This window comes from Pseudomonas sp. SDO55104_S430 (assembly GCF_054070595.1).
In genome coordinates, this window is the sequence record NZ_JBSVXG010000004.1 from 1 (window position 1) to 25,606 (window position 25,606).

The window sequence follows — 25,606 nt, forward strand, 5'->3', positions numbered from 1 at the left end:
CGCGGGGTACACCTGACACACCGCGTTGCCCGATTTCACGACTGCTTCGCAGCCGGACGCAGGCTGCGCCAGCTGCTACAGGTTTCGAAGATGACGTTGTTCACGTGTTCATAGTGGTTACCCGCAACCCATCAATACGCCGCCTCATAAATCCCTAGCGCATCGGCTTCGCTGACTTCACGCGGATTGTTCACCAGCAGGCGCTGCTGTTGCATGGCGTCCGCTGCCAAGCGGGTCAGGCTGTCTTTGGTGACTGCAGTGTCTCGCAGTCGATCCGGCAATCCGCAACGAGCACCCAGTTGCGCGAGTTCTGCAACGAACTGTTCAGCCCGAGCATCACAATCCCCCGCTTTGAACCGCTCGCCCAGAATCAGCGGCGCCAACTCGGCATAGTCCGCTGCCGCGACGGGCAGGTTGAATTGCAGCACGTGGGGCAGCACCAACGCATTCGCCAACCCGTGGGGAATGTGGAAGTGCCCGCCCAACGGATAGGCCAGTGCATGCACCGCCGCCACCGGCGCATTGGCAAACGCCTGGCCGGCAAGACAGGCGCCGAGCAGCATGGCTTGGCGAGCGGCCAGATTGCTGCCCTCATGTACCGCCTGGTGCAGATTGCCGGACAACAGCCGCAGCGCCTCCCGAGCCAGCAGGCTCGACAGCGGATTGCGCTTGAGTTTGCTGGTATAAGCCTCGATGGCATGCACCATGGCATCGATCCCGGTCGCCGCTGTCACGGCCGGCGGCAGACCCAGTGTGCAGGCGGCATCCAGCACCGCCAGATCCGGTAGCAGCAACGGCGAAACGACGCCCATCTTGGTGGTGTCGCCGGTGGTGACGATCGCGATCGGCGTGACCTCGGAACCGGTCCCTGCAGTTGTCGGCACCTGGATCAGCGGCAGGCGCCGCCCGCGTGCCTTGTCGACGCCATACAGTTCGGCGATGGACTGTGCGCAATCGGGACTGGCCAGCAGCGCAACCAGTTTGGCGACGTCCATCGAGCTGCCACCGCCGAAACCCACGATCAGGTCCGCGCCGATATGCTGCGCGCGTTGCGTGGCGGCCAGTACGCAGGCCTGACTCGGGTCGGCCGATACTTCGCTGAAAATCGCCACCGCGACCTGCGCCTCGGTAAAGCCCGGCAACACGTCATCCAACAGACCCAGGCGTGCGATTCCCGGATCGGTGACGATCAATACACGTCGCGCGCCACGCTCGCGGCAAAGGCCGGCCAAGCGCCGGGTGGAGCCGGCTTCGCAGAGAATCTGCGCGGTGGTGGCAAAGCTGAATGGCTGCATGGCAGCGCCTCCTTATTATTGTTATGGGTCTGCAATCAACAGGCGAAGTCGCAGGCCGGCATGGCCATCAGGCAGTCGGCGCCGCCGAGCAACGCCTCGCGATGTGCCGTGGCCCGTGGCAACACGCGGCGCCAGTAGAAATCGGCAGCGTGCAGCTTGGCCTGGTAGAAGGCTGTTTCGCCGCTGCCATTGGCCAGCTCGGTGCTGGCTCGCAGCGCCGCCTGCAACCAGAAACCGGCCAGCAGGATGTAGGCAGAGTAGGCGAGAAAATCCACCGAGACCGCGCCGATTTCCTGCGGCTCTCGCTGGCAGGCTTCGATGATGGAAGCGCCGAGTGCACGCCATTCTTCGAGTCGTCGGGCGACCGCCACAGCCATCGCCTGCAGTTCGACGTGAGCGCCAGCCGCGTCGACGTGCCGGCCAAACTCCTCGATCAGCGCGTTCAGCTCCGCGCCACCGTCACCCAGCAGTTTGCGGCGAACCAGGTCCAGCGCCTGGATACCGTTGGTACCTTCATAGAGCTGGGTGATACGGCTGTCGCGCATCAGTTGCTCCATGCCCCACTCGCGGATGTAGCCATGGCCGCCGTACAGCTGCACGCCGAGGCTCGCGACTTCCTGGCCGACATCGGTGAAGAAGGCCTTGACGATGGGGATCAGCAGCGCGGCGCGACGGGAGGCCGCGCCGCGGATTTGCGGGTCCTGCGCGGCGTGTTCGAGGTCCAGTTGCCGCGCCGTGTAGATGCCCAGCATCCGGCAGCCTTCGGTGAGGGTTTTCTGGGTGAGCAACATGCGTCGCACATCGGGGTGGACGATGATCGGATCAGCCGGCTTGTCCGGCGCCACGGCACCGGTCAGCGAACGCGACTGCAAGCGTTCGCTCGCGTAGCGCAAACCACCCTGGAACGCCGCCTCGGCGATGCCCAAGCCTTGCAGGCCGACCTGGAAACGGGCGTCGTTCATCATGGTGAACATGCAGGCCAGTCCTTGATTGGCTTCGCCGATCAGCCAGCCTCGCGCACCGTCGAAATTCATCACGCAAGTGGAAGCGCCCTTGATCCCCATCTTGTGCTCCAGCGCCCCACAGCTCAGGGCGTTTCGCTGCCCATCAGGCATCACCTTGGGCACCAGGAACAGACTGATGCCCTTGACCCCTGCCGGTGCATCGGGCAAGCGGGCCAGTACCAGATGAACGATATTGTCCGTCAGGTCCTGCTCGCCGCCGCTGATGAAAATCTTGCTGCCGGTAATCTCGAAGCTGCCATCGACATGGGGCTGCGCGCGAGTGCGCAGCAAGGTCAGATCGGTGCCGGCCTGCGGCTCGGTGAGACACATGGTTCCACTCCACTGGCCGCTGACCATCTTGCCCAGCCAGGCTTGCTTGAGCGCTTCGCTGCCATGGCGATGCAACGCCAGCACCGCACCTTCGGTGAGCCCCGAATAGATGCGAAAGGACAACGACGCCGCCATCAGCATTTCATGGAAACTGGCCGACGCCATTTGCGGCAGCCCCTGCCCCCCGAACTCCACGGGACCGGTCATGCTTGCCCAGCCGTTGTCGACGTACTGACGATAGGCCTCCTTGAAGCCGTCCGGGGTGCGGACATTGCCCTGCGCAAGCAGACAGCCCTGTTCATCGCTGTTGCGGTTAAGCGGCGCGATCACTTCGCCGGCGAATCGCGCCGCTCCTTCGAGAATGCCATCGAGGGTGTCGCGGTCCAGGTCGATGCCCAGTTGTTCGCAGTGACCGCAGACGTCGAACAGTTCGTGCAGCACGAACCGCACCTCTCGCAACGGAGCCTGATAGTTCATGCCAGTTCCCCCGCCACTTCACCGAAATGTTTGTTGCGGGCGCTCAATTGGCCGATCAGCGCCGCAGGGCGCCAGTGCTCACCCAGCACCTGCTGCAAACGTTCGAGGCGAGCGCCAATCGCGTTCAGCCCTTGCGAATCCGCCCAGGCCATCGGCCCGCCGATCTCGGCGGGGAAACCGTAGCCATTGATCCAGACCTGATCGATGTCATGACTGTTGGCAGCGATGCCCTCTTCAAGGATTTTCGCGCCTTCGTTGATCAGCGCGAGCAGGCAGCGCTCGAGAATTTCCTGCGCGTCGATGGCGCGGCGGCGATAGCCAAGGCCATGGGAAACCTTGAGCACCAACGCATCGACCTGCGGATCGTGCTCGGCCTTGCGACTGCCGGGAGCGTAACGGTAGTAACCCTGGCCGGTCTTCTGTCCCAGGCGACCGAGTTCACACAGGGCATTGTCGATTTGCACCAAGGGAGCCTCCATGCCCTGGCCGGCCAGTTGACGGGCGCGCCATTCCAGATCGATGCCGACCACGTCGTACATGCGAAATGGCCCCATGGCGAAACCGAATTGCTGCAGCGCCTCGTCCACCTCGTACGGCAGCGCGCCTTCGAGCAGTAATTTGCGCGCTTCGGCAACATAGCTGCGCAGCATGCGGTTGCCAATGAAGCCCGGGCAATTGCCGGCGATCACCGCCACCTTGCCGATGCGCTGGCCCAGGGCCTGCGCCGCGTGCAGCACCGCGCTGTCGGTGTGCTTGCCGCGCACGATTTCCAGCAGTTTCATGATGTGCGCCGGGCTGAAAAAGTGCAGGCCCAGGACCTGCTCTGCACGACCTGTCACGGCGGCGATGCTGTCGATGTCCAGTGCCGAGGTGTTGCTGGCCAGAATCGCCTGCGGCTTCAGATGAGCATCCAGTTCGCGGAAGATCGCCTGCTTGATTTCCAGATTCTCGTAGACCGCTTCAATCACAAGGTCGGCGTCGGCCAGGCTGGCGTAGTCGGCTACCGACCGGACCCGGCGCAGATTGTCGTCAGCCTGGGCCTGGGTGATGCGTTGTTTATCGACTTGCTGCGCCCAGGTCTGCTCGATCATGGTCAGGCCCGCGTCGAGGGTGGCGGCATTGTTTTCCAGCCACAACACCGACAACCCGGCACTGGCGAGGCTGACGACAATGCCGCGCCCCATGGTGCCGGCGCCAATCACGGCGACCTGCTGGATTTCAAAAGAGTTACTCACGCGCGGCGCTCCTGCTTTTGTGAAAAAAGAACAGCCGTCACCCTAAGCAGGCATCAAGTATTTTTGAAATTTCATTTTCATATGCCATATATTCCCGACATGAATACATTGAATTTCGATCTGAACCTGCTGCGGGTCTTCGACATGCTCCTTCGCGAGCAGAACGTCTCCCGCGCGGCCGAGCGTCTGTCTCTGACTCAACCGACCGTCAGCAACGCCCTGGCACGCTTGCGTGATCAACTGGGCGACCCGTTGCTGGTGCGCGTCGGACGGCGCATGCGCCCTACTCCCCGGGCGCTGGCGTTGGAAGGGCCGATCCGGGCCGCCTTGCAGCAGATCGAGCAGACCCTGGTCATCGGCGATGCCTTCGAACCGCAACACAGCCAGCGCCAGCTACGCATCGCCGTCACCGATTTCGTCGAGCAGATGTGCATGCCGCCCCTGCTGGCACGCCTGCAGGGACAAGCGCCATCGCTGCGAATCGATGTCGCGCACCTGACACCGGACCTGCCGGCCGAGGCGCTGGATCGCGGTGAACTCGACCTGGTGCTGGGTCGCTTCGATGACGTGCCGGCACGCTTCAGCCGGCATCTGTGGCGCCGCGAGACGTTGCGGATCGCGGTGCGCCGGGGTCACCCGGAAATGGGCAACGGCCTGACCCTGGACGCGTTCCTGCGGATGCGCCATCTGTGGGTGCATGGCGGTCAGACCCGCGGCATGGTCGATCAATGGCTGGCCGAGCAGAATCTCGCACGGCAGATCGTCTACACCACCCCCAACTACCTGCAGGCCGCTCATCTGGTGGCGGCCACGGATCTGTGCGCCGTGTTGCCCACGACACTGGCGCAACACTTCGCCACGCTGTTGCCCCTCGACGTTTTCGAATTGCCTTTTGCGCTGGAGACCTTCGAGCTGGAGCTGGTGCACCTGACCCATCGTCAGCACGACCCTGCGCTGGCTTGGCTGGTGGAGCAGATCATGACGGTTGCAGCCCCCTGAGCCATCGCGCAACGCGATAGGTACCATGCCGCTCTGGTATTGGATGCCGTTCGGCCTGCTCCTTAGAGTGGATCGCCCCAACAATAACAAGGACCCTTCCATGCGCTTCACACAGCCTTTGCTGGCACTTGCCCTGCTGGCACCGATCGGCGCCTTCGCCGCGACGCCGGCCAAGGACGCCACCGACGTCACCCGTCACAACAACCAGGCGTGGCTGCAGCGCCTGCCCTTTGCCGACACGGCCGACTTCGACGCGGCACGGCGCGGGCTGATCGAGCGCTACGAGGGCGTCATCGCCAACACAGGCGGCAAGACGGTCTGGGATTTGAGCCAATATGCGTTCCTCAACCAGGAGAATTCCCCTGCCACGGTCAATCCCAGCCTGTGGCGCATGGCTCAGCTCAACACCATTGCCGGGTTGTTCCAGGTCACAGAGGGCATCTATCAGATTCGGGGCCTGGACCTGGCGAACATGACCATCGTCGAAGGTGACAGCGGTTTGATCATTCTCGACCCTTTGTTCTCCGTCGAAACTGCCAGGGCCGGTCTTGAGTTGTACTTCAAACATCGACCGCGCAAGCCCGTCACGACGGTGATCTACACCCATCCCCACGTCGATCATTTTGGCGGTGTACGAGGGGTGATCGACGAGGCGGATGTGAAGGCAGGCAAGGTCCAGGTCATCGCGCCACAAGGCTTCTTCGAACACGCCATCGGCGAGAACGTGCTGGCAGGGCCGGCGATGAAACGTCGCGCGCAATACATGTACGGTGCGCCCCTGCCACGCAGTGCACGCGGCCAGGTGGATGCCGGGCTGGGCAAGGGCGTACCGGCGAACGCGACCGTCAGCCTGATCGCCCCCACCCGGGAAATCACTCAACCACTGGAGCGTCTGACGCTGGACGGTATCGAGGTCGAATTCCAGATGACCCCAGGGACCGAGGCGCCGGCGGAGATGAACATCTATTTCCCTCGCTTCAAGGCGTTGTGCATGGCGGAGAACGCCACCCATGTGCAGCACAACGTGCTCACCTTGCGCGGCGCACTGGTGCGGGACCCGAAAATCTGGGCGCATTATCTGGACCAGTCACTGATGCGCTACGGCCATCAGGCCGACGTGGTTTTCGCCCAGCATCACTGGCCCACTTGGGGCGGTGCGCAGATCCGCGATTACCTCGCCGACCAGCGCGACATGTATGCGTTCATCGACAGTCAGACCTTGCGCCTGATCAACCAGGGCTTAACGCCGATGGAAATCGCCGACACCCTGACCTCCCTGCCGCCGCGACTGGCCAGCAAATGGTACAGCCGCGACTACTACGGTTCGCTGAGCCACAACGTGCGAGCGGTGTATCAGCGCTACATGGGCTTTTACGACGGTAACCCGGCGAACCTCGATCCACTGACACCCCAGGCAGCCGGCAAGCGTTACGTCGCAGCCATGGGCGGCGCCGAAAAGGTGCTGAGCCAGGCGCGCAAGGCCTTCGGCGAGGGTGATTATCGCTGGGTGGCGCAGTTGACCAATCACCTGGTGTTCGCCGAACCGGACAACAGCGAAGCTCGTCACTTGCAGGCCGATGCGCTGGAGCAGATGGGTTACCAGAGCGAGAACGCCACCTGGCGCAACGCCTACCTCAGTGGTGCTCAGGAACTGCGCGACGGCGTGGCCGCGGCGACCGGCAGCGGCGGCAATGTCGATGACATGGTGCGCGCGCTGACGCCTACGCTGTTCTTCGACTATCTGGGTGTGCGCGTGGATGCGCTCAAGGCCAGCGAACATGACCTGACGATCAACTGGCGATTCACCGACCTCGACCAGGACTACGCCCTGACCCTGCGCAATGGCGTGCTCACCCACCGGGATCTGACCCGGCATGAGCAGGCCGACGTCGAGATCAGCATGAGCAAGTCCACTCTGGACCGGATCGCGCTGAAGCAGACGGGTTTCCTGAAAGAAGCGACCGTGGGCGATATCACCATCAAGGGTGAACGGGTGAAATTCCTGCGCTTCATGGGTGGTCTTGAAGAGGCTGACGCACGATTCAATATCGTGACGCCTTGACTGCTGCGGGCGGCGCGTCAGGCGCCGCTCAACAGCGCAAGCATCGCGCTGACACTCAGCAGGCCAACCACCGCACCCAGTGCGAAGATCGCCCGGGGGGCCGCAGCCGCGCGTTCGACCTGCAACATGGCCACCCCCTCTCGGTATCGACGACCCTGCCTGGCCAGCAGTACCAACGCCGCGACGGCCCCCATCGCCGTGGGCAGCGGATCGCCCAACCGTCCGGCGAGCATCACCACGGCAATCAGCGCCAGGAGAGTACGTCGCCAGGCCAGTTCCGTGCGCTCGGCCTGTAACCCCGGATCACCCATGCCAATGCCGCCAGAGCACGCCGCCGACCAACACCGTGGCGACCACACAGCCCAATGCCAGCGACGGTGCCAGCGCCGGCAAAGGCAGTGCGCGACGCTGGCGCAGCGCACGCTCGACCCGCAGCCAGCGCACGCAGGCGCCCGCGCTGACCATCAGGCTCAGCACCAGCAGGCTCACCGCCATGACCATTCGCAGCCGCGCCTCGAACACCTGGGCCGTCAGTGCCTCGATGGCGATCCCGCCACCGAGCAACGCCAGCGATGTGCGAATCCAGGCGAGAAAGGTGCGCTCGTTGGCCAATGTGAATCGCGGGTCGGGCGACTCTCCCGGGCCAAGCAGAATGTCAGTCAAGCCACGGCGCTTGGGCGGCATCCCCATCAGCGCACCCCGAAGCTGCGCAAGGCGCCCGGCGAGAAATACGAGAGGCTGGTGCGCAGGTTGAAGACATAAGGCATGCGCTGCTCATTGATCAGGCCCGAGACGTGATAACGACCGCTCTTCAAGTCATAGGTCGCCTCCATGGCATTGACCGCCGCCTCGCCGCCGGGGTGATAAAAACTGTGCGCGCCTGTGGTACGCCACAGCGCTCCCCGCTGATCGTAAAGGTCGGCCTCGAGAATAGCCCAAGTGTCTTCGTCGATGTAGTAACGGCGCTTTGAGTAGATGTGCTGGGCGCCTGGCTTGAGCGTCGCGACTACTTCCCAAACTCGATGCAGCTCGTAGCGGGTGGGCACGGGATCGACGTGACCCGGGCGGATCAACTCGTTGTAACGCAGATCCGGTGATGCCAGGCGATAGCTGTTATAGGGCACGTGCAGCAACTTCTTGCCCACCAGCTGCCAGTCATAACGATCCGGCGCGCCGTTGAACATGTCGCGACTGTCGGCGGTGCGCAGTCCGCCCGTTCCCGGTCCGGTGGTGTCGTAGGCAATACTGGGCGCCCGCCTGACCCGGCGCTGGCTGGAACTGTAGACCCACGACAGGCGCGGCTCGGCGACTTGGTCGAGGGTTTCATGCACCACCATCGCATCGCCGGCGAGCCGCGATGGCGCGGTCATGCGGTAGGTGAAGTAATAAAGAATGTTGTCGGCCCCCTTCCCCGGCAGTCCGTCCGGGCGGGCAAATTCCTGGCGGGCGCTCATCAGGGTGAAGCGGCCGTTGCCCACTGGCGTGACACTGTCGGAGACCAGGCTGTAACTGGCATTGCGGTTGCGCGTCAGATGATTCCAGATCACTTCCAGGCCGTTGTGCGGCACAGGGAAGGCGACGGCCCCGGCAAATCCGCGCAGGCCGTTGCCCTGGTCCGCCAGCTGCGCGTGGTCAGCATTGCGCGCGGCCGACGCGGCAAGTGGCGCCGGGATCGGGACGCTGCGATGGGTGGGGTAGACCGGCAGTTTCATCGTCTTGGGGTAACGCTTGAGCAAAGCGATTTGCCCGGCCGTCAGCTGGTCTTTGTACTGTTTGTAGTTCTGCGCAGTGATCTCGTACAGCGGGCGCTCCCCGGCATAAGGATCGACTGGTGTGCCGTTGCTTTCCAGTCGCTGCTGAGCAGCCGTGAGCCCGCCCTGCCAAGCCGGAATTCGCCCATCGGGTGAAGCACCGCGTTCGGCGCCTATGGGCGTCAGGTCCGGCGGCAATTGGCCCGTGGCCAGCGCGCCGGTGGCCCACGTCATCGCGAACAGCAGACAGCAGGAGACGGGCCTCAGGGACGGCCGGAATAAACCTCGAGTACGGGTTGTCATCACTCTTAACCTCTTATTGTGTTTATCAGAGAGTGAACAGCTGGAGGTCCCGGCGGATGCCTTGGAAAGGCTGTCGGGACAGGTGGCAAAGCAATCTTCCCGGGTGTTCGGATAGCCTCAGGATGTGTATCAATGGATACTAAGTAGGCCCCTGGGGCCCGACAAATAGCGTCTTCAGATAGTTGCCATAGCACTTCGGCATAGCCAGAGATCTGCCCATGACTTTGAAACAGCTGCGTTACCTGATCGCCATTGCCGAAGCGGGAAGCTTCTCCAATGCCGCACGCCGGGCGTTCATCGCCCAGCCTGCCCTGAGCCGCCAGATCGGTTTATTGGAAAGCGAACTGGACATGCAACTGCTGGCCCGGCAGCACGACGGCATTGAATTGACCGATGCCGGACGGCAGTTGTACGAGGTGGCCCGATCGGTGATTCAACAGATCGATTCGGTGAAGGACGAGCTCAAGTCCAGTCGCGGCAACCCGATGGGTCACGTCTCCATTTCCATTCCGGCCACCGCGTCCGCGCTGCTGCTGCCGCCGATCATCACCCAGGCGCAGGACAAGTTTCCGGGGATCAAACTCACGGTATGGGATGGCTTGAGTCGCGAAGGCGGTCAGGCGATTGAACTGGGCAAAGTGGATTTCGGCGTCGTGCCTAACGCAGAAGAACTCGATCATGTCATTGCCGAACCGGTCTTCACCGAAGACCTGTACTGGGTCGGCACCCCTGCCCTCGAGGCGGACGCCTCGCCGATCACCCTTGCCGAAGCGGCGGCCACACGGCTGGTGATGCCACCGCGTGCGCTGCACCTGCGGCGGCGGATCGAGCAGGCGGCGATGGAGGCCGGGGTGACGCTCGATTCGAGCTATGAGCAGCAGTCGGCGCCGGGTATCAGCAGCCTGGTGCGCGCAGGCCTTGCAGCAACCATCAGCAACTGGCCGCCGCTGACCGAACTGCTGCAACCGATCTCGGCACGTCTGATTGTGGAACCACGGATCACCCGCACCATTTCCCTGGCCCATTCGCAGCACAAGCCGCTGTCGTTCGCGGCCACCTGCATGCGCGACCTGGTGCGCGGACTATTGATCGAGGCGGTGCGCGATGAGCGCTGGAAAGGCAGCCTGATCGAACGCACGCTCGAGGATGAGTTGAGCACCAGTGATGAGTAAGGGCGCTGCATCGCGCAGCGCCCGGCGTTTTCAATTGACCCGCGGCTGCGCGACTACAACGACCTGATTGAGCCGCTCGCGGGTTTTCTGTGGGTCCATGCGCCACAACCCGATCAGCCCCGCCACCACCAGCACCGCGCCGCAAACCAAAAAGCCCTCGCCATAACCGGCCGGATGCTCTGCACCCGCGCCCTGCACCAGGATCCCGGTGACCACCGGCGCCGACAGACCGGCCAGAGAGGCGATGCCATTGCCGATCGCCAGAATGCCCGCGCGCTGGCTGCCCGGCGTGAACTCGGCGAGCATGGCCGGCCCCACCGAATACATCACCAGCGCCAGGCCGCCGCTGAAGGTCAGGCAGACGATTCGTTCAATGCTCGACAGCCCCGGCAGGAACAGCGCGGCGCTGAGCAGACCGCTGGCGATCAGGCAGAACGAAACAAACGCCCCTCGCGACCAGCGCGTCGCCATGCCGCCGCGCATCAGGCGCTGCGAAAGCCAGGCCATGAACAGGCTCAGCGGCGTGGTGACCACGACGAACAGCACGAATACACGGCCGGTCATGATCGGATCGATGCCCAAGCCGTTTTCTAGATAGCTCGGCACCCAGGTCAGGGTCAGCGCCAACGACCAGTTGGCCGCGAAATGGCACAGATAGTTGCTCAGTACTGTGCTGTCGGTGAGCAACCGTCGATATGGCGCACGCTCGTCGTCCTGCTTCAACTGACCCGGGCGGATGCGATCGAGCGTGCCTTCGCGTCCCAGCAGCCACCACAGCACGCACCACACCGCGCCAATGGCGGCCAGCACGATGAAGTTCATGCGCCAGCCGTAATGCACGCTGATCCAGGGGATCATCGCGCCGGCGACCAGCAGGCCGAAGGCACTTCCCGTATGCAGCAGTGCGACCGGCAGGTTGCGCCGGTCATTGGGAAACCACTTGTACAAGGCGTGGGTGGCCACCGGCGACGCCGGCCCCTCGCCGATGCCCAGCAGCACCCGGCAGGCCACGATGGCCCACAAGGAGGTGACAAACAGCATCGGTAACTGGATCAACGCCCAGAATGCGCCCATGCCCAAGAGCAGCGTGCGGGTCGGTCGGCGATTGGCCATGAAGCCACCGACCACGGCGGAAATCGCGAAGAACCAGTGCAAGGCGCCGCCCACCAGGCCGAATTCGGTCGGTGACAGGCCAAGCTCTTTGGACATCGGCACCGCGACCAGGCCGATGACCACCTTGTCGAGGAAGTTGACCAGCATCAGCAGTGCCAGCAGAACCGCAACCATCCAGGCCGTGCCCAAACGTGCGGGGGTGTCAGAGTGAGTCATGGTTGTCTCTCGTTATTGTTCTTGTCTGAGCGTCCGGCCAGGTGCGGCCGGACGTGCGGCGGCACTGCTAGCCAGGCATCAGAACGCCCTTGGCAATGGTGTTGCGCTGGATTTCACTGGTACCGGTCAGGATGCGCATCATACGGGTCGCGCGGAAGATCCACTCCACCGCATTGCCGCGCAGCAGCCCTGCACCACCGTGGATCTGCACCGCACGGTCGGCGATACGGAAAGCGGTCTCGGAGACGAACAGCTTGCACATCGGTGCCTGCGTACGGATATCGCCGCCCGCGTCGTTCACCGCTGCGGTCGCATAAACCATGCTGCGTGCAGCATGCAACTCGGTCGCCATGTCGGCAATCATGTGATTGATCGACTGGAACATAGCGATCGGCTGGCCGAACTGCTTGCGCGTGCGGGCGTAATCGATCGACAGGTTCAGCGCCAACCCTGCCAGACCCAGCATCGTCGGGCAATGCAGCAGACGATTGAGCGTGATGCGCCCCATCGCCAGCTTGAACCCCAGCCCTTCCTCGCCGATGCGGTTGGCCACCGGCACGCGGACGTCGTCCAGGAAAATATCGCCGTGCGCGCCACCACCGGACATCACCGAGTAGTCGCTTTCGATCCGCACGCCTGGCGCCTTGAGGTCGACGAAGAATGCCGAGATGCCCTGGGCGCCGCTACCCGGCCCGGTGACAGCCAGCAGCACCGCGATATCGGCATAGGGAGCACCCGAGATGAAACGTTTGCTGCCGTTTAGGATGTATTCGTCGCCGTCGCGACGGGCACTGGTCTTGATCGCCGTGGCGTCGGAACCCGCCTCAGTCTCGGTCAGCGCGAAACATACGGCCTTCTCCGCGCGGCATACCGGTTGCAGAAAAGCCTCCACCTGGAACGGGCTGGCCACCTTGAACAGATGGCCCACGCGCGGTGGTCCGGACAACTCACCCAGAATATGCGGCGCCAGCATGGAGCCGGTCAGCACGGTGGCTTCCTTCACCGCGCACAGATCCGAAACATTGAGCCCGGCGCCGCCGATGGCCTCGGGTAGCATGATGTTGTAGAAGCCCTGCTCACAGGAGCGCTTCCAGACTTCCTGCAGCACCTCACGCGGATGCGGCTCGGCCCAACTCAGGCCCGCACGCTGCTCAAGCGGCAGGATTTCGTCGCGAACGAATCCACTGATGGCCTCGATGATCTGGCTGGCCTTTTCACTTGGCTGGTACATGGTGATCTCCTGTTCAGATGCGACGGTCGCTGTGTTGCCAGTAGGCATCGCGGATAAGCCGGCGAACGACTTTGCCGTTGGGGTTCTTGGGCAGCTCGGTGACGAAGTCCACGGCGCGGGGTTTCTTGAATCCGGCCAGGGTCTGCGCGCAATGCTCGATGACCTCATCTTCGCTGAGCTCAGTACCCGGCTTGAGCACGATGACGGCTCGCACCGCTTCGCCCCACTGTTCATCCGGTACACCGACGACGGCGGCCTCGTAGACTTGCGGCAGGTTGTAGAGCACCTGTTCGACTTCGGTCGGGTAGATGTTGAAGCCGCCGGAGATGATCATTTCCTTCTTGCGATCGACGATGAACACGTAACCCTCATCGTCGACCGTCGCCAGATCACCGCTGAGGTAGTAACCGTCGCGCATCACCTCGGCGGTCAGCTCGGGTGCCCGCCAATAGCCCTGCATGATGTCCGGCCCTTTGACCACGATCTCGCCGATCTCGCCCGGCTTCACATCCTGGAATTCGTCGTTGACCACCCGCAGGTCGGTCTCGAAATAACAGCGACCGCAGGACGCCAAGCGCCGATAGTCGCCGTTCTCGCACAGATGGTCCTGCTCGGTGAGCACGGTGACCAGCGAACAGGTTTCACCGGCGCCATACCCTTGCGCCAGGATCGGCCCGAACACTTCGATCGCGCGCTTGACCAGCGAAGGCGCCATCGGTGCGGCACCGTACATGACCAGGCGCAGGCTGCTCAGGTCGTATCGTTCCACGCCGGGGAAGTTCACCAGTCGGTTGATCATCGCGGGCACCAGGAACAACCGGGTGACACCTTCGCGCTGGATGGACTCAAGCAGCAATTGATCGTCGTAGCGTTCCAGCAGCAGGTTGCAGGCGCCGACCGCCAGCAACGGCATCAACTGCATGCCGCTGGCATGGGTGATCGGACCGACGTGCGCCATGACATCGCCAGGCACCGCGCGCCGGGTAGGGCTGGCGATGCTCTTGCGGATCAGCGCCTTGCGATTGCCGACGCTGAGCATCGCCGCCTTCAACACACCGGAGCTGCCGGAGGTGTAGTGCAATACGGCCAGCGCATCGTCCGGTGGGTCGCAACTGACCGGCTGGGTGACGCCCAGGCTCAGCAGCGTCGGGTAGGCAACATCGCCGCCCTCTTGCGCCAACGCCACCACCAGACGCAGTGCAGGCACCTGCGCCCGCTGCGCGCCCAAGGCCTGGGCGAACAGCGGCGTAGTGATCAGCGCGACGCTGCAGGAATCGTTGAGAATCTGGATGACTTCATCCAGCGAAAGGCGCGCATTGACCGGCACCTTGACCAGGCCGGCCTTGTAGAAAGCCACTTCGGCCTCGACCAGCTCGACCCGGTTCTCGGCAAGGATGGCGACGTGTTCGCCAGAGCCGATGCCCTGTGCCAGCAACGCAGAGGCCAGCTGATTGGTGCGCTGTTCAAGCTGGGCGAAGGTCACTCGGGTGTGACGATCGATGACGGCCGTTCGCTCCGGCCAGTACTTGGCACTTCGACTGATTATGTTTCCAAGGTTCACGTTGTTGTTCTCGTCGACAGTTAGGACTGGGCCGATCCTAAACAGCGTCGCAACGGCGAACGTAATACCAGTTCCTGATGCCGGGTATAGCTTTTTTAGCTGGGTGAATCGGGTGTGCCGGGCACCCGCGAGCGCCATGCCGAAGTGTTATGGCAACGATCCAGAGACGCTATTTGTGAGCCAATCCAACGCCTCCCTATCATCCCCTCGCAACCGACGACGAACCTGTTCGCTCGGCCTCGGTGCTTCATCCCCCTCACTCTCTAATAAACACAATAAGAGGTTAAGAGTGAACGCTATCGTTCCCGACCGGTTCCGGTCATCGCTGGTTTTACTGTCGTGCAGCCTGCTCGCCGCCCCTGTCGGCGCCATGCAATTCGAACTGGGCGAGATTGAAGGCCAGTTCGATTCGGCCCTGGCATTGGGCATCGGCGTCAGCACCGCCAATCCGGACAAACTGCAGGTGGCAGCCCCCAACGGTAATGACGGCAGGCGCAATTATCGATCCGGTGACGTGTTCTCGACGGTCTTCAAAGGCACACACGACCTGGAACTCAAACACGACAACCTGGGCATGTTCGTGCGCGGTACCTATTGGTACGACACCGCGCAGCGCGATCACAGCCAACGCTTCAAGGAGATCGACGACAACAACCGCAAAACCTCGGCGAAGACAGCCGGTTTCCAGTGGCTCGACGCGTTCGTCTATCGCTTCTACGACATCAATGGTGAGCCGGGCTCGACGCGCTTGGGCAAACAAGTGGTGAACTGGGGCGAGAGCATTTTCATCCAGGGCGGCTTGAACGTCGTGAACCCTTTCAACCAGGCGGCGCTGCGTCGACCGGGCTCGGAGGTCAAGGACGCACTGGTGCCGGTCAACCTGCTGTACGTGACCCAGAACATCAACGATGCGCTGTCCTTTGATGCGTTCTATCAGCTGGATTGGGAACAGACGCAGCTGGACAACTGCGCAACCTTCTTTTCGGGCAACGACTTCATTCCCGAGGGCTGCGAAAGCCTTGACGTCGGTGGCCGGCAGGTCAACCTCGCGGCGGCCAACCGAGGGCTGGGACCGTTTGGCGTGGTCATGACCGAGGAAGGTGTGCGTATCCCTCGAGCGGGCGACAAGGATGCTCGCAACAGTGGCCAGTGGGGTCTGTCGCTGCGCTGGTATGTGGCGCCGCTGGATGCCGAATTTGGTGTGTATGCCGCCAACTACCACAGCCGTTCGCCTTATCTGGGCACCGTCAGCAGCCCGTACTTCAGCAACAACGCTTTCGCCCCGCAGCTGTGCAGCAATCTCGGTGTGCCTTCGGCAGGTTGCGGCGCATTTCTGGCGTCCAGCTCAGGCCAGTCCCTGGCCGGCGCGTTGCGGATGGGAACTTCGCAGTATCTCGCGCAGTACCCTGAGGACATCCGCTTGTACGGCCTGACGTTTTCCACGAACCTGCGCACCGGCACGGCGCTTCAGGGCGAGCTCAGCTATCGCCCGAACATGCCCGTGCAGCTCAACGGCACCGATGTGCTTCAGTCGCTGCTCAACGTCGACGGTCGCAGTCCGTTGTCCGAACCCGGCCTGCGACCGACCACCGACTCGACGCTGTTCAACGGGTATCGGCGCAAGGAAGTCACCCAGGCGCAAGTCTCGGCGATGCATTCTCTTGGCCAGGTGATGGGGGCGAACCAGCTATTGCTGGTGGGCGAAATCGGCGCTACTTACGTCGGCGGCCTGGAAGGAAAAAACGGGCCACGCTATGGCCGATCCGGTGCCTACAACAGTGGCGAACTGGCCGACAACAGCGTTTGCCTGAGCATTTCCAACAGCCCCGAGTACTGCAATAACGAGGGCTTCGTCACGCCGTTTTCCTGGGGTTATCGACTGCGAGCGACCTGGAGTTACTCGAGCGTGATGCAGGGACTGGACCTGCGCCCGAACCTGTCCTGGTCCCATGACGTCAAGGGTTACTCGCCAGGCGACGGTTCGGCGTTCAACGAAGGTTCGCGCTCGGTGAGCCTGGGCCTGGATGCGACATTCATGAGCAAGTATTCGCTGAGCCTCTCTTACACCGACTACATCGATGGCAGCTATGGGACTCGCGGTGATCGCGACTTCGCGGCGATCAGCGTCGGCGCCTCTTTCTGACTCTTATCAAAGGAATACCGATCCATGCGCATTCATTGCGATTTTGCCAAAACCACATCCCGGCTGGTGCTTGGGACGGCGTTGCTGCTCAGCACGGCTACCGCTTCTGCCGTGGCGGCCGGTGACGGCGTCATGCAAGGATTTCCACCTGCCCAGGAGTTTCGTGTGAACAAAGCCAACGCCTTTCAACCGCCCTTTCTGCGCTGGTCGATACGCCATGCGCGGGAAGTGTCTGCGACGCGCAACATCGCTCGCGCCGCCCAGCCGTTGCCATTGACAGGGGAAGAGCCTCGACAGCTTGACTCTGTCGAGTTCAAAGCCGGCGAGGCGAACCTGACACTTGCCCAATACCTGCAGGACACCACGACCGACGGATTCATCGTGCTGCACCGCGGCAAAGTGGTGTTCGAGCGATATCTGGACGGATTCGAGGCTAACCAGCCACACATATGGGCATCGATGACCAAGTCGGTGACAGGTCTTCTGGCGGCGCAGTTTATCGCCGAAGGCACGCTCGACCCCTTGGCCAGGCTGGCCAGTTACGTCCCTGAGCTGAGTGGTACACCGTTCGGAGAAGCCACGGTGCAGGCCAACCTTGATATGCAAGTGGCTGTGGCCTATCCCGAAGCGGTGCCGCCTGATCTGGGCCTGTTTGCCGCCACCGGATTGATCCCGCGCAACGCAGCGATGCCGGACGATATCTATTCATTCCTGAAGTTCGCGCAGAGAGCCCCCGGTGAAAGCCGTTTCTTTTATCAGAACGGTTCACCTGAGGCGCTGGCCTGGGCACTGCGGCGGATCTCCGGATTGAACTGGGCGCAGCTGGTGCAGCAACGCATCTGGTCGCGCTTCGCCCAGGAAGACGCCTATGTCCAGATTGACGAACTGGGCACCGAAATGGCCAGCGGCGGTATCAGCGCGAACCTTCGCGACACCGCGCGTTTTGCCGAAATGGTACGCCGTGAACTCGCTCGCGAGCTCAGCGCCGACAGCTTCAATCGCGCCGTACACAGCACCTTTCAAGCGGGCGATCCGGCGGTTTTCGCTCAAGGCAACCTTGCGCCAGGGCGCCCCGGTTATGCCTACCGCAACTATTGGTTTCAGCGAAATGACGGACAGGGTTCGGTGGAAGCCAGTGGTCGTTTCGGACAAAAAATCTACATCAACCCCAAGCGCGAAGTGGTCATCGTGAAATTGTCTTCCACGGCCGATCAAGCCAGGCGCGCCACCAGCGCTGAAGGTGAAGCGAAGGTGGCTGCACGGGCGATTGATTCAGCGGGGACGTTCAACAGCATGGTCGATTCGGTACTGGTGCAATTGAAGGAGTGAGATGGAGGTTCATACAGCCGCGGGGCATCAGACAGCCAGCGTCATCGTTGACCACCATTCGCGGGCAAGCCACGCTCCCACAGAGGATTTGTGGATGGCATTCGCCCACTGTGGGAGCGAGCCTGCTCGCTCCCACAGGAATTGCGTCCTGAACAAAACCTGGAGTTGTCGAAGGCTGCGATCTTTTAAAGCCATCGAATCAGGCCGGCACAGCCAGAATAATGTGAGACGCCTTGATCACCGCCGCAGCGCTCACCCCCGGCTTCAACCCCAACTCCGCCACGGCATCACGGGTCACGATCGAATAGACTTTCGACCCACCGGCCAACTCGATGACCACCTCGGAATTGACCGCTCCGTCATTGACGCTCAGCACCTTGCCCTTCAGGCAATTACGCGCGGAGAGGCGGATGTCGTCGGACTCGGTCATCAGCATGACCCAGGGCGCCTTGATCAGGGCGATGGCTTCCTCGCCCACGGCAATCGGCAGGTTGCGGACGCTTTCCAGGGTCACCACGGCGACGAGTTGCTCGCCGCCGGACAACTTCAAGCTGACTTCCGCATGACCGCCCCTTCCTGGACCTGGGTGACCTGGCCTTTGAGGGCGTTGCGTGCACTGACTTTCATGAGGTGCTCCTGGTTGGTGTTCGGGTTGGTTGGAACAACCTTAGACCGTCCCCCACAAGCCATCCGACATTCCGATCAGATGAGCAAATCCTCGTAAAACGCACCAAACGCCCGCTCGGGATGGGCGAGCTGGATTTCCAGAATCCACAAGCCGTTGTTCGGGTACTGGTCCAGGTCGCCAAGATCACCGCCGCGATAAATCGCATGGGGAAAGTCACTGACCCGGTGGCCCTTGATGTCGAGGTTGAGCTTCCAGCCCATGGCATTTGCCTCGGCGGCGGCGAAATCGTATAGCGCCACGCCGGAAACCCGTTCGCTGCGCCAGAAGCGCTCGACGCGATCGAACAGCTCCTTGGCCGCCGCGGCGCAGGCGGCCATTTGCGGATCGGAGCCAGTGGTGAAGGTCGCGCCGGCATCCCCTTCATGCCCCTGCCAGACCACGCCCATGTCGATAAAGAAAATGTCGTTTTCACCCAGCTCGGGATCGCCCTCGGAGCGCTGCTTGAAGGTCTTGAGAGTATTGGCGCCGAAACGCACCAGCAGCGGGTGCCAGATACGGTCCATGCCCAGTTCCGCCAGGATTTCCTTGCCGCGCAGCTGCGCTTCGGATTCGCGCATGCCGGGCGTGATGACCGCGGCAATGCGCTCGATGGCCTTCCAGGTCATCTGCTGGGCGTAACGCATGGTTTCCAGCTGGTAACGCTCACCGACTGCTTCTTTGTTTTTCAGGACCGTATTCATCATTCCTTCCCTTGGTAAGAAAGCGCAGGCCAAGCGCTATATATTTTTGTATATTGCGACACTCAATAACAAAGATAAAGCCGCGATCCAGGCTCGAACCCGACATGATGAACATTTCCAGCACCCAGATCGGCGATCCCTCCAGCGCGCTGGACCAGTTCCTGAAGAAGCCCAGCATCCGCCAGAAAAACCATCTGCTGATCCTCAAGGCTGCCAGCGAAGAGTTTTCAGTGTCCGGCTTCGACGCCACCCAGACCCGCGATATCGCGGCGCGCGCCGGTATTCCCAAGGCCAACCTCTATTACTACTTCCAGACCAAGGAAAACCTCTACGCACACGTGCTGCTGAGTTTCGTCGGCCCGCTGCTCAAGGCCTCGGCGGCGCTCAGGGAAAGCGACGATCCGGCGGTGGGCTTGCAGGCGTACATCAAGGCGCGGATCCGGATCATTCAGGAGAATCCGCTGAGCTCGAAGGTCTTCAGCCACGAATTACTGTTCGGCGGCAAGCACCTGCCCGACAAGTACAAGGATCTGCTGCACGAAGAGGCCCAGCGCAACATCGATCACCTGCGTGGCTGGATCGAACGCGGCCTGATTGCGCCGGCCGACCCTGAGCATCTGATGCTGTTCATCTGGTCGGCGACCCGGACCTATACCAACCTGGGGTGGCAGATGTCGCTGATCCGGGGGGCGGACAAGCCGGATGATGAGGATTATGAGCGCGCGGCGGGGACGATTACGCGGATGGTGTTGGGAGGGGTTGTGCCGAATATCGGCGTGCCTTTTTGATCGTGTCAGCTCCATGCATCAGGCCGGCTTGCAAATTACATTAGCGCTAATGTAACTTGCCTCCCAAGCCTTGTGGAGTAACGCCATGAACAGATTGAACGAGCCCGGCCTCGGCGAGCTTCTGCGTTATGTTTCGGAACTGGTGGAGGTCGGCGCCGAGGAGCATTACCAGCAAATGGGCCTGACCTACCGGGCGCGCTACACCCCGATATTGCGTGCGATCCGCTCCGGCGCCCAGACCGTCACCGAGATCACCACCCGCACCCACCTGACCCAAGGTGCGATCAGTCAGACCGTGAGCCAGATGGACGCCGACGGCCTGATTTCCCGCCAGCGCGGCGTCGATGGCCGCAAGACTGTCATCCAGCTGACCCCCGCCGGCAGCGCCGTGGTGAAGCAATTGAAATCCCACTGGTTCGCCACCTTCGAAGCCATCGAGCATCTGGAGGAGGAAATCGGCTATCCGTTGCGCCGGGTCCTGGAAGAAGCGGCGAAAGCCCTTGAAAACCGCGGATTCTCCGAGCGCCTGAATCAAGCCAAACAGCAACTCACAGCGGACGTTGCCCACCATGAATAATCTCAACCGTGAATCGAAGAACTGGTTCGACCAGGGCGGCCAGGCCTACGCCCGCTTTCGCCCGGAATACCCGCCACAACTGTCGGCGTATCTGGCGTCACTCGCGCCCAACACGTTCCTCGCAGTCGATGTCGGCTGTGGCAACGGCCAACTGACCAAACAGCTTGGCGGGCATTTCCGCGAGGTGATCGGCTTTGACCCAAGCGCCGAACAGGTTAATCACGCCCAGCCACAAACCAATGTCAGCTACGCCTGCGCCCAGGCCGAAGACCTCCCCCTCCTGAGCCGCAGCGCCAGCCTCATCACCGCCGCACAGGCCGCTCACTGGTTCGACCTGCCAAGGTTCTACGACGAGGTCCGCCGCGCGGCCGAGCGCGACGCGATTCTCGCGCTGATCAGCTATGGCGTGCTGCGCATGGACGGCGAACTCGGTGCCCGCTTCGAGCAGTTCTACTGGAACGAAATCGGCCCCTTCTGGCCCGCCGAACGCAAGCTGGTGGACACCGGATACTCGACGATCGACTTCCCCTTCACCGAGCTTGAGCCCCCCGAGATCGCCATCCACCTTGAGTGGAACCTCGACGAATTTCTCGGCTACGTCTCCACCTGGTCGGCGATCCGCAGCGCCAGGGAATCGGGCCGAGAGGATCTGCTTCACACCTTCGCCACCGACATCGCCAATCTCTGGGGCACCCCCGAGACCCGGCACGCCATCACCTGGCCCATCAACATGAGGATTGGGCGGCTATGAGCGACACAGGCGCAAGTGGTCGATCACAAAACCTGTAAACGCCCAAAACCCTGTAGGAGCGAGGCTTGCCCGCGAATGCGTCAGGTCAGCCAGCATCATTGTTGAATGTGCCGACCTCTTCGCGAGCAAGCTCGGCTCCTACAGCCTGTGAACCACAAGGTATGGGGTAGGTTTGCACCGTTAGCGAACCATCCTCACTGTCCCACACCTCGAGCGCCCTATTGACCATATCGCCAGGCATCACATCGAGTGCATGCTTGAAAAGCGCTTGTTGGCGAAGCATGCCCAGACCACGGCCATGACCATTCAGGCAAACCAAACCGGCATGCAGTGTCTCGCGAGCGTGAAGTCCGGCCACCGGACCGCCCGCAGGGCCGCGAAAGTCACGGGAATTGATTGTTACCAACGTGTAATCACCCTCAATGACCCGCACCATCAATTGCTGGTCCGTCAGCCCGTTCCACCCCATATCGCGGACCGACGTGGCGACATGGCCTGCCATGTGGGCAATCGTCGTGAGCGAAGGTGACAGGCACTCATCGATCAGAAAGCGGAAACTCATTCAGGCTGCTCAAACCTGCGCGGGCGGCCTCGGCGCGGGTGGGTCTGCTGATAAAGACGGGCGTGTTCAATCATTTCCGGAGTGAGGAACGGATAGTCGTCCTGAATAATGTCGAATGGCACGCCTTCGTCGACCGTAGCCAGCAAATTCTCAATCGGCAGGCGTGAACCCCGGATGACCGGCAAGCCGCCGAGAATCTCTGGATCGCAGATCACGGTTTCGTGTACCCGATGGATTGTCTTGAGGCGATCAGCCATGCGTCCCATTGAACTCTCAAGGTTGACGCTCAGCGTCCCCATGTCAAATGAGCTGACTGCCATGACCACATCGTCGGAAATGGTCTTCCCTGGCTGCTGATACTCAGCGAGCAGCACGCTGTAATGACTCTCCATCCACGTTTCAATGGCTACCTTTCGTGCATTACGAGTCAGCAGGTGCTTGAGATCGTGGTTTATGGTCACTGAGACCGAGGTGCCGACCAGATCGAACTCTCGACGCTGGCTCCGCTTGCAAAAGCGTGATGGCAGCATCCCGTCGTCGACAAGGCGGTCGACCTCGGATTCCGATGTCTGGGTTACAAAGGCCACCTCGGAGCTGGGGGACCATGCGATCTCAGAATTGGTCATGAGAAAATGTTTCCGTGTTTTCGGGAACATTATTCTCTGCCTCATTTCCCGGGCATGCAATGGCTCGTAAGGCCCCTGTTCCAGCCTCGCGACGAATTGAGCCGAGTGGGTAACGGAGTGCTTCAAATCCTGGTCGCGTCACCCAAGACCCTTGAGGAAAGGAGCCGACGCCAATGGAATGCACGCATGAGCGATAGAGCCGTGCGCTATATGATCACCAGCGAGGAATCGCTGAACGCCGCCGGAGATGCTCATCTCAATTACATTCCCGGCAGCTATCGGCCACCTCTGGGTGACGGACAAGACGCTTTGAACGAGGCGGAACAGGATTTCCTGAATCGCAGTAGCCAGTTTGCTGCCACCGAAGGTGCGTACGCTGCGCTGCAGAGCACGAAACCACAAACCCTGGCTTTCGCACTGACGGATTCACCGATAGGTCTCGCAGCCTGGATGCTCGAAAAGTTTCAGTCCTGGGCCGATCATCCCGACGATCTGGAACAAGTCATATCGCTCGATACTCTTCTGACCAATATCGCGCTGTACTGGTTTAGCGGGAACGTCCATGCAAGCTTGCGTTTGTATAAGGAAAACAGACAAAACCCGTTAGTGTTCGAGCCAGGCGAGCGAGTCGATACTCCGTTGGGCGTCTCCCTCTTTCCAAAGGAAATCCCCATGCCGCCCCGTAGCTGGGTGGCACGCGTTTTCGATGTGCATCGCTGGGAGCACATGGCTCGCGGAGGTCATTTCGCGGCGCTGGAGCAGCCGCAGATTCTGGCTGAGGAAATCCGGGCGTTCTTCAGGCCGTTTCGGGTTTAGCCACGCGAAGAGAAGAGCAAAAATGGGGTTGGATTTGTTCTAGAGAAACAGTTCGGCCCCCTTGTTTCGTCCCAAAAAGCCTCGGCAAGTATGATCCCGCCTCAACAACTGCCCCATGAATAAGGAAATCCCATGGCCACCGCCCATGTTTTCATCGCCACCAGCCTGGACGGCTTCATCGCCAGACCCGACGGCGACATCGACTGGCTCCTGCAACGCGATGACCCAACCGAAGACCACGGCTACAACGACTTCATCGCCGACAAGGACGTCATCGTCATGGGCCGGGGGACCTACGAAAAGGTGCTGACCTTCGACACCTGGTTCTATGACCGGCCCGTCGTGGTGCTCTCTGCACAACTGGCCGACACACCGGTGCCCGAGACCCTCAAAGGCAAAGTGCGCTTCTCCAGCCTCTCGCCTCGGGACGTGATGGACGAATTGACGAAACAGGGAATGCACCGGGCGTATGTCGATGGCGGGCAACTGGTGCAGTCATTCCTGCGCGAGGGACTGATCGCCGAGATGGTGATCACCACAGTCCCCGTGCTGATCGGCTCGGGAAAGCCGCTGTTCGGCGCCCTTCCCCGCGACGTTGATTTGAAGCTGGTCTCCAGCCGTTGCTTTGCTTCGGGGCTGGTGCAGTCGACCTATCGGTTGATCCGCTAAACCAATACCGGAGACCGCAAACCCTGTGGGAGCGAGCCTGCTCGCGATGATTTTGAACGATAACGCCTCCATAACTGGATGAGCGCGGTGATCCGGAGTCCATCGCGAGCAGGCTCGCTCCCACAATTTACGGGGCATCGATTTGGAACTGTGGCAGCCCCCCTTTTCTTCTCTACTTCTGCGCCGATAAGGAAATCGTGATGTTACCCAACAAAACATGCCCCGTGTTGCTTTCGAGTACACCTGAGCCACGCATCCTGCTGTTTCGCCATCCACTGGCAGGTGTGCAATTGGTCAAAGGCACCATTGAGTCCGGCGAAACACCTGCGCAGGGCGCACTAAGGGAGTTGAGAGAAGAGTCCGGTATCCACACAGCTTTCCTTGTCCGCGATCTCGGCTGTTGGAATGCCGGCCACCTGAATCAGATCTGGTCGTTTCAACTGTGTGCATCGCATACGTCCTTGCCGGAGCAATGGACGCATCAAACACTCGACGACCATGGTCACATCTTTAGTTTCTTCTGGGCTTCTTTTGATGACCTGCCATTTGCAGAGTGTCATCCAGTCTTTCAGCGGGCGCTGCGGTATTTGACCTCAGTGATATCGAAGGGCGACTTCCTGCTGGCTGATGATCAGCACCTGAGTTAGTTGCCCTGCACCCTCGGCTATTAAAGACAGCTTTCCGGGGTTGCCGGCAAGCTTTCGAGAAAAGCAGCAATCTGCCGGCGACCTCGTAAATGCACAGTAGGTACATGAGGACCCGTGCGTTTGCGCACCGCTTCGATACCGGTCCGGTAGCCGTGATCAAAACTCCACACGAACTTCAGAAAGGTCATGAACACCCGGTTAATTTTTTCTGAGCAACCTGCCGGAAGGTCAGCACGAGGGCGGTTCATGACGTTGCGCCTGATCACCCGGCTCAAACAAATAAGCCGCGGCGTATCAAGCCAGATGATCAGGTCGGCACGCGGCAAGCGCAGGTCGAATGTTCGGCGGGCATAGTTGCCTTCGCAGATCCAGGAGCCCCCTGCGACAGCCTCGCCTACACGATTACGGAATTGTTCGGCATCCGGCTCGACCCAACCGGGTTCCCAGAACAACGTGTCGAGGTGTACGACGGGCAGGCCAAGGCGCTCGCCGAGAATGCGAGCCATTGTGGATTTGCCGCTACCGGCATTGCCCAGAATTACGATGCGCTGCATGGTGACTTCCTGTCAGAAAAAGGCCGG

At 61.5% G+C, this 25,606-nt stretch carries 24 protein-coding genes and 1 pseudogene; 11 read left to right on the forward strand and 14 right to left on the reverse strand.

The window, feature by feature from the left end:
* Nucleotides 1–131: 131 nt before the first annotated feature.
* Genes ACW9JE_RS01275 through ACW9JE_RS01285 form a run of 3 tightly spaced genes read right to left on the reverse strand, consistent with a single transcriptional unit; the run spans nt 132 to nt 4,341 of the window.
* The gene (locus tag ACW9JE_RS01275; protein ID WP_457431589.1) at nt 132–1,295 is read right to left on the reverse strand and encodes an iron-containing alcohol dehydrogenase; all 1,164 of its coding nucleotides are present in this window, start codon (nt 1,293–1,295) and stop codon (nt 132–134) included.
* 35 nt (nt 1,296–1,330) lie between these two features.
* The gene (locus tag ACW9JE_RS01280) at nt 1,331–3,106 is read right to left on the reverse strand and encodes an acyl-CoA dehydrogenase C-terminal domain-containing protein (protein ID WP_457431590.1); all 1,776 of its coding nucleotides are present in this window, start codon (nt 3,104–3,106) and stop codon (nt 1,331–1,333) included.
* The gene (locus ACW9JE_RS01285; RefSeq protein WP_457431591.1) at nt 3,103–4,341 is read right to left on the reverse strand and encodes a 3-hydroxyacyl-CoA dehydrogenase NAD-binding domain-containing protein; all 1,239 of its coding nucleotides are present in this window, start codon (nt 4,339–4,341) and stop codon (nt 3,103–3,105) included. Before ACW9JE_RS01285 ends, ACW9JE_RS01280 begins: the two co-directional genes overlap by 4 nt.
* 81 nt (nt 4,342–4,422) lie before the next feature.
* On the opposite strand from ACW9JE_RS01285, the gene ACW9JE_RS01290 reads away from it, so the two are divergent.
* Nucleotides 4,423–5,340 carry a LysR family transcriptional regulator gene (locus ACW9JE_RS01290; protein WP_457431592.1) on the forward strand — a complete coding sequence of 306 codons (918 nt, stop codon included), beginning with the start codon at nt 4,423–4,425 and terminating at the stop codon, nt 5,338–5,340.
* Between the two features lie 100 nt (nt 5,341–5,440).
* Nucleotides 5,441–7,402: an alkyl/aryl-sulfatase gene (locus tag ACW9JE_RS01295; RefSeq protein WP_457431593.1), complete on the forward strand. Its 1,962-nt coding sequence runs from the start codon at nt 5,441–5,443 to the stop codon at nt 7,400–7,402.
* Between the two features lie 17 nt (nt 7,403–7,419).
* Here ACW9JE_RS01295 and ACW9JE_RS01300 read toward each other — a convergent pair whose 3' ends face one another.
* Genes ACW9JE_RS01300 through ACW9JE_RS01310 form a run of 3 tightly spaced genes read right to left on the reverse strand, consistent with a single transcriptional unit; the run spans nt 7,420 to nt 9,387 of the window.
* Nucleotides 7,420–7,713 carry a DUF202 domain-containing protein gene (locus ACW9JE_RS01300; RefSeq protein ID WP_457431594.1) on the reverse strand — a complete coding sequence of 98 codons (294 nt, stop codon included), beginning with the start codon at nt 7,711–7,713 and terminating at the stop codon, nt 7,420–7,422.
* A complete protein-coding gene (locus tag ACW9JE_RS01305) occupies nt 7,706–8,092 on the reverse strand; it encodes a YidH family protein (protein WP_457431595.1) in 387 nt (128 codons plus the stop codon). The genes ACW9JE_RS01300 and ACW9JE_RS01305 overlap by 8 nt, the downstream gene beginning before the upstream one ends.
* On the reverse strand, nt 8,092–9,387 hold the full coding sequence (locus ACW9JE_RS01310; RefSeq protein ID WP_457431596.1) for a DUF1329 domain-containing protein: 1,296 nt from the start codon (nt 9,385–9,387) through the stop codon (nt 8,092–8,094). Before ACW9JE_RS01310 ends, ACW9JE_RS01305 begins: the two co-directional genes overlap by 1 nt.
* Before the next feature lie 287 nt (nt 9,388–9,674).
* Here ACW9JE_RS01310 and ACW9JE_RS01315 point away from each other — a divergent pair, with 287 nt between their 5' ends.
* The gene (locus ACW9JE_RS01315; RefSeq protein ID WP_457431597.1) at nt 9,675–10,628 is read left to right on the forward strand and encodes a LysR family transcriptional regulator; all 954 of its coding nucleotides are present in this window, start codon (nt 9,675–9,677) and stop codon (nt 10,626–10,628) included.
* Nucleotides 10,629–10,658: 30 nt separating this feature from the next.
* Here ACW9JE_RS01315 and ACW9JE_RS01320 read toward each other — a convergent pair whose 3' ends face one another.
* The 3 genes from ACW9JE_RS01320 to ACW9JE_RS01330 form a co-directional block, all read right to left on the reverse strand.
* Nucleotides 10,659–11,915: an MFS transporter gene (locus ACW9JE_RS01320; protein ID WP_457431639.1), complete on the reverse strand. Its 1,257-nt coding sequence runs from the start codon at nt 11,913–11,915 to the stop codon at nt 10,659–10,661.
* A gap of 109 nt (nt 11,916–12,024) precedes the next feature.
* Nucleotides 12,025–13,188: an acyl-CoA dehydrogenase family protein gene (locus ACW9JE_RS01325; RefSeq protein WP_457431598.1), complete on the reverse strand. Its 1,164-nt coding sequence runs from the start codon at nt 13,186–13,188 to the stop codon at nt 12,025–12,027.
* A 13-nt stretch (nt 13,189–13,201) separates the two neighbouring features.
* Complete coding sequence (locus tag ACW9JE_RS01330) at nt 13,202–14,749, reverse strand: AMP-binding protein (RefSeq protein WP_457431599.1); 1,548 nt, start codon at nt 14,747–14,749, stop codon at nt 13,202–13,204.
* Nucleotides 14,750–15,038: 289 nt separating this feature from the next.
* Here ACW9JE_RS01330 and ACW9JE_RS01335 point away from each other — a divergent pair, with 289 nt between their 5' ends.
* Together ACW9JE_RS01335 and ACW9JE_RS01340 are read left to right on the forward strand one after the other, a co-directional pair.
* Nucleotides 15,039–16,892, forward strand: a complete 1,854-nt coding sequence (locus tag ACW9JE_RS01335) for a DUF1302 domain-containing protein (protein ID WP_457431600.1) — start codon at nt 15,039–15,041, stop codon at nt 16,890–16,892.
* A gap of 81 nt (nt 16,893–16,973) precedes the next feature.
* The gene (locus tag ACW9JE_RS01340) at nt 16,974–18,221 is read left to right on the forward strand and encodes a serine hydrolase domain-containing protein (protein ID WP_457431601.1); all 1,248 of its coding nucleotides are present in this window, start codon (nt 16,974–16,976) and stop codon (nt 18,219–18,221) included.
* Nucleotides 18,222–18,420: 199 nt separating this feature from the next.
* On the opposite strand, the pseudogene ACW9JE_RS01345 reads toward ACW9JE_RS01340, so the two are convergent.
* Nucleotides 18,421–18,848: pseudogene (locus ACW9JE_RS01345) on the reverse strand (TOBE domain-containing protein).
* Nucleotides 18,849–18,923: 75 nt separating this feature from the next.
* On the reverse strand, nt 18,924–19,589 hold the full coding sequence (locus tag ACW9JE_RS01350; RefSeq protein WP_457431602.1) for a M24 family metallopeptidase: 666 nt from the start codon (nt 19,587–19,589) through the stop codon (nt 18,924–18,926).
* Between the two features lie 104 nt (nt 19,590–19,693).
* Between ACW9JE_RS01350 and ACW9JE_RS01355 the strand changes: the two genes are divergently transcribed.
* From ACW9JE_RS01355 to ACW9JE_RS01365, 3 genes are all read left to right on the forward strand, one after another.
* Nucleotides 19,694–20,377 carry a TetR family transcriptional regulator C-terminal domain-containing protein gene (locus tag ACW9JE_RS01355; protein WP_457431603.1) on the forward strand — a complete coding sequence of 228 codons (684 nt, stop codon included), beginning with the start codon at nt 19,694–19,696 and terminating at the stop codon, nt 20,375–20,377.
* A gap of 85 nt (nt 20,378–20,462) precedes the next feature.
* The gene (locus ACW9JE_RS01360) at nt 20,463–20,954 is read left to right on the forward strand and encodes a MarR family winged helix-turn-helix transcriptional regulator (RefSeq protein ID WP_457431604.1); all 492 of its coding nucleotides are present in this window, start codon (nt 20,463–20,465) and stop codon (nt 20,952–20,954) included.
* The gene (locus ACW9JE_RS01365; RefSeq protein ID WP_457431605.1) at nt 20,947–21,705 is read left to right on the forward strand and encodes a class I SAM-dependent methyltransferase; all 759 of its coding nucleotides are present in this window, start codon (nt 20,947–20,949) and stop codon (nt 21,703–21,705) included. Before ACW9JE_RS01360 ends, ACW9JE_RS01365 begins: the two co-directional genes overlap by 8 nt.
* 85 nt (nt 21,706–21,790) lie before the next feature.
* Here ACW9JE_RS01365 and ACW9JE_RS01370 read toward each other — a convergent pair whose 3' ends face one another.
* Both ACW9JE_RS01370 and ACW9JE_RS01375 read right to left on the reverse strand, forming a co-directional pair.
* Nucleotides 21,791–22,267, reverse strand: a complete 477-nt coding sequence (locus ACW9JE_RS01370; protein ID WP_457431606.1) for a DUF5615 family PIN-like protein — start codon at nt 22,265–22,267, stop codon at nt 21,791–21,793.
* On the reverse strand, nt 22,264–22,893 hold the full coding sequence (locus tag ACW9JE_RS01375; protein ID WP_457431607.1) for a DUF433 domain-containing protein: 630 nt from the start codon (nt 22,891–22,893) through the stop codon (nt 22,264–22,266). The genes ACW9JE_RS01370 and ACW9JE_RS01375 overlap by 4 nt, the downstream gene beginning before the upstream one ends.
* A 186-nt stretch (nt 22,894–23,079) precedes the next feature.
* Between ACW9JE_RS01375 and ACW9JE_RS01380 the strand changes: the two genes are divergently transcribed.
* The 3 genes from ACW9JE_RS01380 to ACW9JE_RS01390 all read left to right on the forward strand — a co-directional run bounded on the left by ACW9JE_RS01380 (nt 23,080) and on the right by ACW9JE_RS01390 (nt 25,025).
* Nucleotides 23,080–23,709, forward strand: coding sequence for an alpha/beta fold hydrolase (locus ACW9JE_RS01380; protein ID WP_457431608.1), 630 nt, complete (start codon nt 23,080–23,082; stop codon nt 23,707–23,709).
* Nucleotides 23,710–23,841: 132 nt separating this feature from the next.
* On the forward strand, nt 23,842–24,378 hold the full coding sequence (locus tag ACW9JE_RS01385; RefSeq protein ID WP_457431609.1) for a dihydrofolate reductase family protein: 537 nt from the start codon (nt 23,842–23,844) through the stop codon (nt 24,376–24,378).
* 200 nt (nt 24,379–24,578) lie between these two features.
* On the forward strand, nt 24,579–25,025 hold the full coding sequence (locus ACW9JE_RS01390) for an NUDIX hydrolase (RefSeq protein WP_457431610.1): 447 nt from the start codon (nt 24,579–24,581) through the stop codon (nt 25,023–25,025).
* 20 nt (nt 25,026–25,045) lie between these two features.
* Here the strand turns inward: ACW9JE_RS01390 and ACW9JE_RS01395 are convergent, their stop codons facing one another.
* Nucleotides 25,046–25,579, reverse strand: coding sequence for an AAA family ATPase (locus ACW9JE_RS01395; protein ID WP_457431611.1), 534 nt, complete (start codon nt 25,577–25,579; stop codon nt 25,046–25,048).
* Nucleotides 25,580–25,606: the final 27 nt, after the last annotated feature.

Excerpts from the sequence above, each read along its gene's own strand:
- ACW9JE_RS01275 (WP_457431589.1), bottom strand. The coding sequence starts at position 1,295 with ATGCAGCCATTCAGCTTTGCCACCACCGCGCAGATTCTCTGCGAAGCC.
- ACW9JE_RS01325 (WP_457431598.1), bottom strand. The coding sequence starts at position 13,188 with ATGTACCAGCCAAGTGAAAAGGCCAGCCAGATCATCGAGGCCATCAGT.
- ACW9JE_RS01290 (WP_457431592.1), top strand. The coding sequence starts at position 4,423 with ATGCCATATATTCCCGACATGAATACATTGAATTTCGATCTGAACCTG.
- ACW9JE_RS01280 (WP_457431590.1), bottom strand. The coding sequence starts at position 3,106 with ATGAACTATCAGGCTCCGTTGCGAGAGGTGCGGTTCGTGCTGCACGAA.
- ACW9JE_RS01385 (WP_457431609.1), top strand. The coding sequence starts at position 23,842 with ATGGCCACCGCCCATGTTTTCATCGCCACCAGCCTGGACGGCTTCATC.
- ACW9JE_RS01380 (WP_457431608.1), top strand. The coding sequence starts at position 23,080 with ATGAGCGATAGAGCCGTGCGCTATATGATCACCAGCGAGGAATCGCTG.
- ACW9JE_RS01375 (WP_457431607.1), bottom strand. The coding sequence starts at position 22,893 with ATGACCAATTCTGAGATCGCATGGTCCCCCAGCTCCGAGGTGGCCTTT.
- ACW9JE_RS01300 (WP_457431594.1), bottom strand. The coding sequence starts at position 7,713 with ATGGGTGATCCGGGGTTACAGGCCGAGCGCACGGAACTGGCCTGGCGA.
- ACW9JE_RS01350 (WP_457431602.1), bottom strand. The coding sequence starts at position 19,589 with ATGAATACGGTCCTGAAAAACAAAGAAGCAGTCGGTGAGCGTTACCAG.
- ACW9JE_RS01320 (WP_457431639.1), bottom strand. The coding sequence starts at position 11,915 with ATGGTTGCGGTTCTGCTGGCACTGCTGATGCTGGTCAACTTCCTCGAC.
- ACW9JE_RS01360 (WP_457431604.1), top strand. The coding sequence starts at position 20,463 with ATGAACAGATTGAACGAGCCCGGCCTCGGCGAGCTTCTGCGTTATGTT.
- ACW9JE_RS01315 (WP_457431597.1), top strand. The coding sequence starts at position 9,675 with ATGACTTTGAAACAGCTGCGTTACCTGATCGCCATTGCCGAAGCGGGA.
- ACW9JE_RS01305 (WP_457431595.1), bottom strand. The coding sequence starts at position 8,092 with ATGGGGATGCCGCCCAAGCGCCGTGGCTTGACTGACATTCTGCTTGGC.
- ACW9JE_RS01395 (WP_457431611.1), bottom strand. The coding sequence starts at position 25,579 with ATGCAGCGCATCGTAATTCTGGGCAATGCCGGTAGCGGCAAATCCACA.
- ACW9JE_RS01310 (WP_457431596.1), bottom strand. The coding sequence starts at position 9,387 with ATGACGTGGGCCACCGGCGCGCTGGCCACGGGCCAATTGCCGCCGGAC.
- ACW9JE_RS01365 (WP_457431605.1), top strand. The coding sequence starts at position 20,947 with ATGAATAATCTCAACCGTGAATCGAAGAACTGGTTCGACCAGGGCGGC.
- ACW9JE_RS01355 (WP_457431603.1), top strand. The coding sequence starts at position 19,694 with ATGATGAACATTTCCAGCACCCAGATCGGCGATCCCTCCAGCGCGCTG.
- ACW9JE_RS01390 (WP_457431610.1), top strand. The coding sequence starts at position 24,579 with ATGTTACCCAACAAAACATGCCCCGTGTTGCTTTCGAGTACACCTGAG.
- ACW9JE_RS01370 (WP_457431606.1), bottom strand. The coding sequence starts at position 22,267 with ATGAGTTTCCGCTTTCTGATCGATGAGTGCCTGTCACCTTCGCTCACG.
- ACW9JE_RS01295 (WP_457431593.1), top strand. The coding sequence starts at position 5,441 with ATGCGCTTCACACAGCCTTTGCTGGCACTTGCCCTGCTGGCACCGATC.